Below are 11,865 nucleotides of genomic sequence, written 5' to 3' on the forward strand. Positions count from 1 at the left end.
ATGTCTTTCACTCTCCTTCTGATCCAGTGCCTGAACGGGCTCCAGTACGGCACGCTCCTGTTCCTGATCGCGGCCGGGCTCACGCTCGTCTTCGGCGTCATGGGCTTCATCAATCTGGCCCACGGCGTGCAATATATGGTGGGGGCCTATCTGGTCTTCGCCTTTCATCAACTGACCGGCAGCTTCCTCGTCTCTGTCGTCCTGTCGATGGTTGCAGCCCTCCTGTTCGGTCTGTTGCTGGAGCATTTTGTTTTCCGGCGACTTTACGGCCGGGATCATCTGACCCAGGTGCTGGCGACATTCGGGATCATCATCTTTCTCAATGAACTGGCCAAGGTGATCTTCGGTCCGGCCACGCTGTCGATCCAGCCGCCGGAGTTTCTGGCCGGATCGATCCAGCTGACAGAGCAACTGCGCTATCCGGTTTATCGCTTCGTCACGATCCTGGCCGGGCTCGTCGTTGCAGCTCTGCTCTACGTCACGGTGACCCGAACCCGGGTGGGTATGCTGATCCGTGCCGGCGCGACCACGCCGGAGATGGTTTCCGCGCTTGGGGTCGACGTCCAGAAGCTGTTCATGATCGTCTTCGGCGTCGGCGCAATGCTCGCGGGCTTTGCCGGCGTGATCGCCGCGCCAATCTTCGCGATCGAGCCGGGCATGGGCGACAACATCCTGATCATCGCCTTCGTGGTCACCATCATCGGCGGCATCGGCTCGATCCGCGGAGCTTTCTTGGCGGCCCTTCTGGTCGGCCTCTTCGACACGCTCGGGCGCACACTCCTGACCGAGGGGCTGGAACTGGTCTTTCCGCCCTCCTTCTCCACTCAGGTGGGGCCTGCGCTGGCGTCGATGCTGATCTACATCCTGATGGCCGTCATCCTGGTGGTGCGTCCGCAGGGACTGCTGCCGGCGAAAGGGGCCGCATGATGCGCGTGGACCGCAGTTTTCTTGTCATGGGCCTCGTGTTCGCGCTTCTGCTGGCCGCCCCGTTCGTCCTGCCGCTGATCGGCCAAGCCTACCTCCTGAATCTGCTGATCAAGGCGATGCTGCTGGCGATCGCGGCGATCTCGCTCGATCTACTGATCGGCCAGGGCGGGATGCTCAGCCTGGGCCACGCGGCCTTCGTCGCGATCGGTGCCTATGCGGCGGCCATCGGCCTGGACAGCGGGATCGAGAATATCCTGGTATTGCTGCTGATTGCGCTCGCTGTTTCCGGGCTCTACGCGCTTGTCACCGGCGCGCTGGCACTCAGGACCTCCGGGATCTACTTCCTGATGATCACGCTTGCCTTCGGCCAGATGACCTATTTCACACTGACCTCGCTTGCACCTTATGGCGGGGACGACGGGTTGACGCTCTGGTCCCTCGCGACCCTGTTCGGCAGTGACGTTGTCCAGAGCGGCGGTCACCTCTACATCGTCATCCTGCTAACGCTTCTGGTCACCTGGTGGGGCGTTCACCGCCTGAGCAATTCCCGTTTCGGCCGGGTCCTGCGGGCTGCGCGCGACAATCCCGAGCGGACGGAAATCATTGGCTTTTCCGTCTTCCGCTACCGGCTCACCGCTTATGTGATTGCGGGCATGATCGCCGCCGTTGCCGGCCTCCTGACGGTGCAGCAGGCAGAGTTCGTCAGCCCCGCGCTTGCTACCTGGCAAAGGTCCGGAGACCTCTTGGTGGTCGTTGTGCTGGGCGGTCTGGGAACGCGTAACGGCGCACTCTTCGGCGCGTTCTTTCTGGTCATCGTCGAGGAAGTGCTCGGATCGTTCATGCACGAATGGCGACTTCTCTACGGCCCGTTGCTGGTGCTGATGGCGCTCTATGCCCGGGGCGGGTTGAGCCACCTGCTGCTGCCGGCCCCGAAGGTCTCCGATCCCGCGAAGTCCGGGGCGGCAAAAACGGGCGCGCACCTGGTAAACACGGAGCAGGCGACATGAGCGTTCTGGAAATCCGCGGCCTGAACAAGCATTTCGGCGCCGTACACGTCAGCCGCGACATCTCGCTGTCCGTTCCCGAGGGACAATGCCATGCGCTTATCGGGCCGAACGGGGCGGGCAAGACGACACTGATCCACCAGATCTCAGGCGTTCTGCGCCCGGATGCGGGCGAGATCGTTCTTGCCGGCCGCAATATAACCGCCAGCGCGATCTGGCAGCGGGCGCAGGCGGGCCTGGGGCGCACCTTCCAGCTGACCTCGATCCTGCCGTCGTTCTCGGTTCTGGAAAACGTGGCGCTGGGAGCGCAGGCCAAAGACGGTTCGAGCTTCCGCTTCTTCCGCCCGGCCGCGCGCGAGCGGACCCTGAACGACACGGCCATGACGACGCTGGAACGCCTCAACATGGCGGAGCGGGCCCACGTGCCCGCCGCCGACCTGTCCCACGGCGAAAGGCGGCTTCTGGAACTGGCTATCGCTTTGGCTGGCGCGCCGCGGTTCCTGCTGCTGGACGAACCTATGGCCGGCCTTGGGCGGGTGGAGAGCGCGATGCTGACCGACATTCTGGCCGACCTGCGCCGCAGCATTCCGATGCTGCTGGTGGAACATGACATGGACGCGATCTTCCGGCTGGCGGACACGGTTTCGGTGCTGGTCAACGGACAGGTCGTGGCTCAGGGAACCCCGGACGAGGTCCGAAACGACCCGGCAGCCCGGGCCGCCTATCTCGGAGACAGCAAGACATGAGTGCGCTTCTGACTGTTTCCGGACTGCATGCGGGCTACGGCAACGCCGAGGTGCTGTTCGGGATCGACCTCGACCTGGCCGAGGGCCAGGTGACCACGCTCATGGGCCGCAACGGCATGGGCAAGTCGACCACCGTGCGCTGTCTCATGGGGCTTTTGAGACCAAGCGAAGGCAAGGTGCTGGTGAAAGGCGAGGACCTGACCGGCGAACCGCCCCACCGGATTGCCCAGGCGGGGTTGGGACTGGTGCCGGAGGGGCGGCAGGTGTTTCCTTCGCTTACCGTCAGCGAAAACCTGCGCGCAACCGCGCGTCCTGCGCCGGGCGGATGGACGGAGGAAAAGATCTACCAGGCCTTTCCACGCCTGGCGGAGCGCCGGCGCAACCTCGGCTTCCAGCTGTCGGGCGGCGAGCAGCAGATGCTGGCCATCGGCCGCGCCCTGATGACCAATCCGGATCTCCTGATCCTCGACGAGGCAACCGAAGGCCTGGCCCCGCTGATCCGCGAGGAAATCTGGTCCATGCTCGCCGGCCTGAAGGCAAGCGGCCTGTCGATCCTCCTGATCGACAAGAACCTCGACGAACTCTCCCGGATCTCGGACCGGTATTACGTGATCGAAAAGGGCGAAATTGTCTGGAAAGGCGAGGCGGAAGCCTTCAACGCCCACCGCGACCACGTGGAGCAGTATCTGCATTTGTGAGAGGGGCGTTTGGGCGGGATATTTTGGCAGGATTCTGATTGATGACTGCTTCACGCCCACATGTCGGTTATTCTGCCGAGTGTCTTTGATGCTCATTTGCAGGCATCAAAACAAAAGTGAGGTCTCACCTGTGAGCCCCCTGGTAGTCTCGCCCGGGAACTCGTTTGCGTGCAGGACTGCTTGTAACTGTTCGGAAATCATGGGGTGAGGGGAAGAACCCGGTATCAGGCGCTCGCGTGCGGATGGCCCCCGGCTGTCTTCCTCAAAGAAGGCCTTCAGAATACTCCAACACAAGGCGATGATTTGGAAACATCCTCATGTTTCACGGGACGTTGTCTCATGAACATCGATCGGGTGACGTTATCCCACCGACATTCGACCCGGGGTCTGCCATCATGAGCCGCAAACAAAGAAAACCCGCCCGATCGTCTCCGATGGGCGGGTTTTGTTGTTTCAGGGCCGTTTGAGCCGTCTATTGGCCTGAATTGGCCTTCCTATGCGACTCGGGACAGAAGCCCGTTGGTTGTTAACTACAGCCGCTGGTCGAGCCGCAGGTGTCGCACTTCAGGCAGGTGCCGTTTCGCACCATGGTGAAGTTGCCGCATTCCGAGCAGCTTTCGCCTTCGTAGCCTTTCATTCGGGCCTGGGCGATTTGCTGAGCTGCGGTTTTCACCTGCGGGGCAGGGGCTGAGGTCACTTCAACTGCGGCAGTGGTTTCTGAGCCGCGAGCAAACGCCGTTGCGACTGCTGAGGTCTGCGCGGCAATCGTTGCGCCCAGTTCAACTTTCACCGCTTCGGTGATCTCACCGGCAGGCTCGTTGCCGGAGACGAGGCGGAAACGCTCGGTCTGGCCGCGAACGAGGCCGTGGGAAACCACACCGCCGGAGTTGCCCTTGTCCATTGTCTTGACCGCGCCTGCGCTGACCGGGCCGCTGAAGGCTTCCGGCGGAACGTGGGCAAGGTCGTGACGGCCAAGATAGGAAACGGCCAGCTCGCGGAAGACGTAGTCGAGGATCGACGTCGCGTTCTTGATCGCGTCGTTGCCCTGGACCATGCCGGCTGGTTCGAACTTGGTGAAGGTGAACGCGTCGACATATTCCTCGAGCGGCACACCGTACTGCAGGCCAAGCGAAACGGAGATCGCGAAGTTGTTGATGAACGCCCGAAGCGCAGACCCTTCCTTGTTCATGTCGAGGAAGATTTCGCCGAGACGGCCGTCATCATATTCGCCGGTGCGCAGGAAGATGGTGTGACCACCGATCTTTGCCTTCTGGGTGTAGCCCTTGCGGCGGGTCGGCAGTTTTTCCTGTTCACGGACGACACGCTCGACGATCCGCTCGACGATGCGTTCGGCAACCACTTCGGCCTTGGCAGCCAGCGGCTTGGCGGCGAGCGCCTCGATGGCCTCATCTTCGTCTTCGTCCTCATCCACCAGAAGCTGGGAGTTGAGCGGCTGAGACAGTTTGGAGCCATCGCGGTAAAGGGCGTTCGCCTTGAGGGCGAGCTTCCAGGACAGCATGTAGGCTTCCTTGCAGTCCTCGACCGTCGCATCGTTCGGCATGTTGATCGTCTTGGAGATCGCACCGGAGATGAACGGCTGGGCTGCAGCCATCATGCGGATGTGGCTTTCGACCGACAGGTAGCGCTTGCCGATACGGCCGCACGGGTTGGCACAGTCGAAGACCGGATAATGTTCTTCCTTCAGGAAGGGAGCACCTTCCAGGGTCATCGCACCGCAGACATGGGTGTTGGCCGCTTCGATTTCTGCCTTGGTGTAGCCAAGGAAGGTCAGGAGATCGAATTCCGGATCTTCCAGTTGCTCGTCGGAAACACCGAGCGCCTTCATCTGCTCGTCACCGAGGGTCCAGCGGTTGAAGACGAACTTGATGTCGAAGGCCGACTTCATGCCGTCCTTTAGCTTGGTCAGGCTTTCATCGGTGAAGCCCTTGGTCTTCAGTGCGGACGGGTTGACGCCAGGCGCCTGATCGATGGAACCATGGCCAACGGCATAGGCTTCGATTTCACCAATCTCGCTTTCCGAATAGCCGAGCTTGCGCAGAGCTTCGGGAACGGCACGGTTGATGATCTTGAAGTAGCCGCCACCGGCCAGCTTCTTGAACTTCACCAGCGCGAAATCGGGTTCGATGCCGGTGGTGTCGCAGTCCATGACCAGACCGATGGTGCCGGTCGGGGCAATCACGGTGGACTGGGCGTTGCGGTAACCGTTCTTTTCGCCGAGTTCGAGCGCGCGGTCCCAGGCTTTCTGGGCGCGTTCGATCAGGACCTTGTCCGGGCAGGACGCATGGTCGAGTGCCACCGGTGCCGTGTTCAGGCCTTCGTAGCCTTCGGCATTGCCATAGGCTGCCCGGCGGTGGTTGCGCATGACGCGCAGCATGTGGTTTGCGTTCTTCTTGTAGCCCGGGAAGGCGCCAAGTTCGCCGGCCATTTCAGCAGAAGTGGCATAGGCAACACCGGTCATGACGGCGGTGAGTGCACCGCAAAGCGCGCGGCCTTCATCGCTGTCGTAGGGTATGCCGGAGGTCATCAGCAGGCCGCCGATGTTGGCATAACCAAGACCAAGAGTGCGGAACTTGTAGGAGAGTTCGGCAATTTCCTTGGACGGGAACTGGGCCATCAGCACCGAGACTTCCAGAACGATGGTCCACAGGCGGACGGCATGTTCATAGTTGTCGATGTCGAAAGACCGGTCTTCCCGGCGGAACTGCATCAGGTTCAGGGACGCAAGGTTACAGGCCGTATCGTCCAGGAACATGTATTCCGAGCACGGATTGGACGCGCGGATCTCGCCATCGGCAAGGCAGGTGTGCCAGTCGTTGATGGTGGTGTGGTACTGCAGTCCCGGATCTGCGGAGGCCCAGGCGGCGTAGCCGATCTGTTCCCACAGTTCCTTTGCCTTGACGGTCTTCAGAACGTCGCCGGAGCGGCGGGCGGTCAGATCCCAGTCGCTGTCTTCGACAACGGCATTCAGGAAGCCGTCGGTCACGCGTACCGAGTTATTGGAGTTCTGGCCGGCAACCGTCAGATAGGCGTCGGAATCCCAGTCGGTGTTGAACGTCGGGAATTCGATCTTGCTGAACCCCTGGCGGGCAAACTGGATGACGCGCTGGATGTAGTTTTCCGGCACCATCATCTTCTTGGCGGCACGGATTTCGCGCTTCAGGGCCGGGTTCTTGGCCGGATCGAAGCAATCGCCGTTATCCGCCTCGCAGTTGACGCAGGCGCGCATGATCGCAGAAAGGTGCTTCTGGCAGATCTTGGAGCCGGTGACGAGTGCCGCTACCTTCTGCTCTTCCTTGACCTTCCAGTTGACGTATTCCTCGATGTCCGGGTGGTCGACATCGACCACCACCATCTTGGCCGCACGGCGTGTGGTGCCACCGGATTTGATCGCACCGGCTGCCCGGTCGCCGATCTTCAGGAAGCTCATCAGGCCGGAGGATTTACCGCCGCCGGACAGGCGCTCGCCTTCAGCACGGACGTGGGAGAAATTGGAGCCCGTACCGGAACCGTATTTGAACAGGCGTGCTTCGCGAACCCAAAGGTCCATGATGCCGCCTTCGTTCACCAGGTCGTCGCCGACGGACTGGATGAAGCAGGCATGCGGCTGTGGGTGCTCATAGGCGCTCTTGGACTTGACGAGCTTGCCGGTCTGGAAGTCGACATAGAAGTGACCCTGGCCCGGGCCGTCGATGCCATAGGCCCAATGCAGGCCGGTGTTGAACCACTGCGGGGAGTTCGGCGCCACCTTCTGGGTCGCCAGCATGTAACGCAGTTCGTCGTAAAAAGCCTGGGCGTCGGATTCCTTGTCGAAATACCCGCCTTTCCAGCCCCAGTAGGTCCAGGTGCCGGCAAGACGATCAAAGACCTGGCGGCCGTCGATTTCTGAACCGTAACGCTCGTCTTCCGGCAGGTCTGCCAGTGCGGCCTCATCGGCCTCATGGCGCCACAGCCAGGACGGGACGGTGTTTTCTTCAACGGCCTTCAGCTTGGCCGGAACGCCGGCCTTGCGGAAATACTTCTGAGCCAGAATGTCAGACGCGACCTGCGAAAACTGGGTCGGGACCTGAATGTTCTCAAGACGGAACACAATGGATCCGTCCGGATTCCGGATTTCGCTGGTAGCGTTCCGGAATTCAACGCTTGCGTAAGGCGATTGACCTTCCTTGGTATAGCGCCGCTCGATCCGCATCTTCTCAAGTCCCCTTTTAGATTACTGCCGGTTCCCCCGAACCAGCCTTGACCGCATCGCATCCGAACGTGGCGTGGCCGCCTGCCTCTAGGTTCGGATGCCGTCCTGCAAGTTACAGGCTTCGTGCCTGTATGTAGCGTATCTTGTGTTTCTATCCACTATATATAGTGGTCATCAACAGGTTTGTCGCGACATGCGTCAGGAAGTCGGCACAACAAAACCCGTCTCCTGGCTTTGGGGTCAAAGACCTGGAGCGGTACGCCTGATACTGGTGATTTTTGCTGACCGAAGCGCCCGAATGGGCTCCCGATTACTCACATCGCAATGATGAGAAACTAATGTAAACGAAATCTTAAGGTCAAGGCCGGAGTGACAACAGGTAGTGCCTGGATTGTGGGCAAACGCAAAATCTTGTGTGGGTGTGTGGATAATGGGGACCGGAGCGGGGACCCCGTTTTGCCAAGGAAATTAGCGCTTGCTTTCCCGGCGAAGGAGTGCAGGCGCCATAAGGCGCAAGTCCCTGTGGATGATAATAGACTGCATTTGATGACAATTTGACGAAAATGGCGACGACGGATTTCAACCGGGTTTAAGCCGGGGCTGGTTTCATGCGGACGGGATAGGGAAAAAGGTCTGCATTTGATGAAACATCACGCCGCATTCGGACTAGCGATGGAAGACATTGATGCTGTCGTCGTGGAAGACAGCAAACCGATGCAGACGATTCTCCGTTCGATACTGCTCAGTTTCAAGGTCGCGCGTGTGCGGGTATTCGATTCGGTTGACGAGGCGCTCGAGGCCAGTCTGGCTGAACCGCCCAATGTGATTCTCACTGACTGGCGCATGGCGCCGACGTCCGGTTACCAGTTTCTGCGCCTTGTGCGGCACCGTCATATGGAGCCGCTTTGCTATGTGCCGATTCTTTTCATTACCGCGCATGGCACCCGCCCACTGGTGGACAAGGCCTTGAGGGCAGGGGCCCATCATGTTCTGGTCAAGCCGGTTTCTCCGTCGACGCTTTTCAAGCGGCTGAAGTGGATATTGGCCGACGACCGTCCGATGATTCTGGAGAACTCCGGCTTCTACAACATCTATGGCATCCAGAAGGCCATGGATGAACAGGCGGAAAAGATGCAATCGCTTGCCGGTGCGCGGCTGCACCACCGCGTTGCCACGCAAAAGCGTGCCGCGGTAGAAGGTGCCGTGGAAGCTGCGTTCGAGAGCAAACAGGAAGATCCGCCAAAGGTCTTCGCCGGCGTAAAGAAAGAAGGGACTCCCCAACAGCATTCGGCAGCGGCGAAACATATCCGTAATGCCGGTTTTGCCCCCTTCAAGGGTTTGAAACTTCACTGAGGCCATACTTGATGCGCATGGCTGGCAAACGGATGCATGCGTTGTGACAGCGGCGATGAGACCGGGCGCGCAATTTCCCGTTCTTTTCTGGATGCAAAGTCTGGACAGACGCAGCCGATAGCGCCATAGTCCGGCAAAATCCATCCCGCCCTATTGGCGTGGCAAAGGATGTTTCCGACTTGCAATCAAGGGACCTTCAAAGGGCCATGAAAACTCTGCTGCTAGAACTGTTTACCTGGTGGAACAGCCAGACGATGGGTACCCGCTTCTTCACGTGGCGCAAGGGTGAGTTTGTCGGTGAGGATGAGTTCGGCAACAAATACTACAAGGAACGCGCTGGCAAAAGGCGCTGGGTGATCTACAACGGTCTCGCCGAAGCCTCCGCCATTCCTCCGGGCTGGCATGGCTGGATGCATCACCGCGTCGACACGCCGCCGTCCGATGAAACCTACCACGCCAAGCATTGGCAGCAGGCCCACCGGTCCAATCCGACGGGCACGCCTGCAGCCTACCGGCCGCATGGCTCCATCCTGACTCCGGAAAAACGCCCGGAAGTGACCGGCGATTACGAAGCCTGGACGCCGGGCGGCTGATCACCGTGCACTGTGAACATCAAGACTGAAAGGCCCTGCATTTGCAGGGCTTTTTTCGTTTCAGCCCGAGCAAACGCCCGTGAACCGTTCGGTACAGCAGACGTGGGCAAGGGGGAATGTTGTCCGGTGAGCTGCCGTCAGATTACCTGTAATTGATCGTTGAATCCCTTAAAGGGGTATACATAAAATTATTATGCAATTGAAAGTATATTTTGAAATATATTTCTTCTCTTATGTAATTTATTTGTGACTTAAAACACATAACGTAAGGTAAGATGCGATGTAAAGAAGAGGATACTTATTGTCCATCAAGGAGCAGTCGGATGGAACGGGAATGGATGAAGCTTCAGGAGCTGAGCAACCGTCTCAACAACGTCTGCAAACCGGCCTGGGAAAATATTCTGATCAAGACAGGCAGCAGTTATGTGAATGCTGATGAGGCTGTCCGAAAGCTATTGCCGAAAGGGCACGATACAGAACCAGGCTGGGCCTGGACGGCGTTGAAGGGCACCATGAAAGGACCCCTGGCTGCCTTGATCACCAATCCGGTGGCTGCGGGAATTGCGACCTTCTACATAATCGATGCTGTGAAGGGCGAAAAGGAACCTCTTCCTTCGCCGCCGCAGTTTGATACCAATCCCCAGAAGTATCTTCAGTACATCAAGTTTCACTATAATCTGGTCTATATCAATTCCACCCAGAAAATACTGAAAATGCAGGAAGCTGCGCGTACCGGCGGTTCGGTTGATATCGAACGACTCCGGCGCTCGCTGGAGCGGTCTCCCTTTGCTCATGTGCCTCGCGGCTACAAGTGGTTCAAGCACGACAAACTGGAAGAAAATATCGAAGCCGGTCTGTTGGCAATATGGCTCAATAGTCTCACCAGCGGTCAAAAGCTGGAACAGGTTTCGCGCGCGATGGGGGAAGACGACCGACACAACGCTCGCGGTGCAGCTGGAAAGTCTGACGGGAAATACCGTCACCACCTGTGGCAGAGATTGAAAGACCTGGGAGCTTTCGATCGGGCATATTCGGGGGGAGTGAAAAAGAGTGACAATGCGAAATCAACCGATGGCTTCCTGACCAGCGGGACGCCCTCTTATGAGTACGAATTCTGGCTCAAGATAGCCCGGGATTTCTGGGCGAAAAATCAGTCACCGTCGGACTTGTTTTATATTGCTTTGGAAGAACCGGCCGCCGAACTTGGGTTCCGGAACGCGATGAGGGCTTTTCAAACACAGGATTTCACGCACAGAATGAGTGCTTTCCTGTCGCCATCATGGTCTACAATTCGCGATCTGGTCGGAACTGGCGCGGGGGCAAAGAAATGAGTGCGCCACCCCGGTCGTTTGCTGCCTGAAAAGGGTGTTCTTGCGCGTTGAACACCAGAGATCGTTCGGCGCAGGAACGTTTGAAAGCCAGCCGCCGCCGGAGGTCTCCAAGTCTGTTGTTTGGCTGGTCCGGTCGTGCTTTGCCGGTGGCCTCGTAAAGTTCAGAAGCGGGGGCCGGTCTACGGCTCGTTCCAGCTATCAAGCACCGCCAACACCTCCTGGCCGTTGGCTAGCGGTGACAGGGCATAGAAGTCGGTTTCCAGTTTCAGCGCTTCACTGAGCCGTTCGTTATAGGCGGCCTGAGGAACTTCCTCGGTGCCGAACTTGCTGAGGTGGTCGGTCACGAATTGTGTATCGAGCAGCGAATAGCCTCCGGCAATCAGCCGGGCGACCAGATGCGCAAGGCATACCTTGGAGGCGTCGGTGCGGAAGGTGAACATGCTTTCGCCGAAAAAAGCTCCGTTCAGGCTGACGCCATAGAGCCCGCCGACCAGTTCGCCGTCTTGCCAGGCCTCCATGGTGTGGCAATAGCCCATGTCGAACAGCTCACCGTAGAGGCGTCTGATTTCCCGGTTGATCCAGGTTTTCTGCCGCCCTGGCATCGGGTGGGCGCAGCCGTCGATGACGCCTTGGAAATCCGTACTGACCCGAACCTCGAACACGTCGTTTCGAATCGTGCGACGCAGGCGGCGAGGCAGGTGGAAATTGTTGAGGGGGAGAATGCCGCGGCGTTCCGGCTCCAGCCAGAAGAGGCCAGGGTCTTCGGCAGATTCCGCCATTGGAAACAGGCCGCAGGCATAGGCTTTCAACAGCACCTGCGGCGTGATTTCCAGAACGATGTCGTCTTTGTAACCAGCCATGAGGCCTCACTCACCAAGTGGGAAACGACGGACCGGCAGATGCGCGATAGGAACATCTGAAATCTGGTCGCAACCGGTTTTCTGGAGCATCTTCTGCGCGCTCATTCAAACACGCAATGCTCCAGACACCCGTTCCCGTATCC

The 11,865-nt window shown here is 59.1% G+C and carries 9 protein-coding genes; 7 read left to right on the top strand and 2 right to left on the bottom strand.

Annotated elements, in window-relative coordinates; genetic code table 11:
• From FMN63_RS24360 to FMN63_RS24375, 4 genes are read left to right on the top strand one after another with little or no spacing between them, the layout of a single operon-like run.
• A complete protein-coding gene (locus FMN63_RS24360; RefSeq protein ID WP_148586693.1) occupies nt 1-927 on the top strand; it encodes a branched-chain amino acid ABC transporter permease in 927 nt (308 codons plus the stop codon).
• A complete protein-coding gene (locus FMN63_RS24365; RefSeq protein ID WP_209001297.1) occupies nt 924-1,934 on the top strand; it encodes a branched-chain amino acid ABC transporter permease in 1,011 nt (336 codons plus the stop codon). Before FMN63_RS24360 ends, FMN63_RS24365 begins: the two co-directional genes overlap by 4 nt.
• On the top strand, nt 1,931-2,677 hold the full coding sequence (locus FMN63_RS24370) for an ABC transporter ATP-binding protein (RefSeq protein WP_148586694.1): 747 nt from the start codon (nt 1,931-1,933) through the stop codon (nt 2,675-2,677). Before FMN63_RS24365 ends, FMN63_RS24370 begins: the two co-directional genes overlap by 4 nt.
• The gene (locus FMN63_RS24375) at nt 2,674-3,375 is read left to right on the top strand and encodes an ABC transporter ATP-binding protein (RefSeq protein ID WP_148586695.1); all 702 of its coding nucleotides are present in this window, start codon (nt 2,674-2,676) and stop codon (nt 3,373-3,375) included. The genes FMN63_RS24370 and FMN63_RS24375 overlap by 4 nt, the downstream gene beginning before the upstream one ends.
• 526 nt (nt 3,376-3,901) lie before the next feature.
• On the opposite strand, the gene FMN63_RS24380 is transcribed toward FMN63_RS24375, so the two are convergent.
• Complete coding sequence (locus tag FMN63_RS24380; RefSeq protein WP_148586696.1) at nt 3,902-7,585, bottom strand: vitamin B12-dependent ribonucleotide reductase; 3,684 nt, start codon at nt 7,583-7,585, stop codon at nt 3,902-3,904.
• 642 nt (nt 7,586-8,227) lie between these two features.
• Between FMN63_RS24380 and FMN63_RS24385 the strand changes: the two genes are divergently transcribed.
• The 3 genes from FMN63_RS24385 to FMN63_RS24395 all read left to right on the top strand — a co-directional run bounded on the left by FMN63_RS24385 (nt 8,228) and on the right by FMN63_RS24395 (nt 10,862).
• Nucleotides 8,228-8,938: a response regulator gene (locus FMN63_RS24385; RefSeq protein ID WP_209001298.1), complete on the top strand. Its 711-nt coding sequence runs from the start codon at nt 8,228-8,230 to the stop codon at nt 8,936-8,938.
• 206 nt (nt 8,939-9,144) lie between these two features.
• Nucleotides 9,145-9,531 (top strand): NADH:ubiquinone oxidoreductase subunit NDUFA12, encoded by a 387-nt coding sequence (locus FMN63_RS24390; RefSeq protein ID WP_148586697.1) that lies wholly within the window; start codon nt 9,145-9,147, stop codon nt 9,529-9,531.
• A 323-nt stretch (nt 9,532-9,854) separates the two neighbouring features.
• Nucleotides 9,855-10,862: a hypothetical protein gene (locus tag FMN63_RS24395; protein WP_148586698.1), complete on the top strand. Its 1,008-nt coding sequence runs from the start codon at nt 9,855-9,857 to the stop codon at nt 10,860-10,862.
• Between the two features lie 179 nt (nt 10,863-11,041).
• Here the strand turns inward: FMN63_RS24395 and aat are convergent, their stop codons facing one another.
• On the bottom strand, nt 11,042-11,722 hold the full coding sequence (gene aat, locus FMN63_RS24400) for a leucyl/phenylalanyl-tRNA--protein transferase (protein ID WP_148586699.1): 681 nt from the start codon (nt 11,720-11,722) through the stop codon (nt 11,042-11,044).
• Nucleotides 11,723-11,865: the final 143 nt, after the last annotated feature.

The organism is Stappia sp. BW2 (genome assembly GCF_008107695.1).
GTDB lineage: Bacteria > Pseudomonadota > Alphaproteobacteria > Rhizobiales > Stappiaceae > Roseibium.

Excerpts from the sequence above, each read along its gene's own strand:
- aat (WP_148586699.1), bottom strand. The coding sequence starts at position 11,722 with ATGGCTGGTTACAAAGACGACATCGTTCTGGAAATCACGCCGCAGGTG.
- FMN63_RS24370 (WP_148586694.1), top strand. The coding sequence starts at position 1,931 with ATGAGCGTTCTGGAAATCCGCGGCCTGAACAAGCATTTCGGCGCCGTA.
- FMN63_RS24365 (WP_209001297.1), top strand. The coding sequence starts at position 924 with ATGATGCGCGTGGACCGCAGTTTTCTTGTCATGGGCCTCGTGTTCGCG.
- FMN63_RS24390 (WP_148586697.1), top strand. The coding sequence starts at position 9,145 with ATGAAAACTCTGCTGCTAGAACTGTTTACCTGGTGGAACAGCCAGACG.
- FMN63_RS24360 (WP_148586693.1), top strand. The coding sequence starts at position 1 with ATGTCTTTCACTCTCCTTCTGATCCAGTGCCTGAACGGGCTCCAGTAC.
- FMN63_RS24385 (WP_209001298.1), top strand. The coding sequence starts at position 8,228 with ATGAAACATCACGCCGCATTCGGACTAGCGATGGAAGACATTGATGCT.
- FMN63_RS24395 (WP_148586698.1), top strand. The coding sequence starts at position 9,855 with ATGGAACGGGAATGGATGAAGCTTCAGGAGCTGAGCAACCGTCTCAAC.
- FMN63_RS24380 (WP_148586696.1), bottom strand. The coding sequence starts at position 7,585 with ATGCGGATCGAGCGGCGCTATACCAAGGAAGGTCAATCGCCTTACGCA.
- FMN63_RS24375 (WP_148586695.1), top strand. The coding sequence starts at position 2,674 with ATGAGTGCGCTTCTGACTGTTTCCGGACTGCATGCGGGCTACGGCAAC.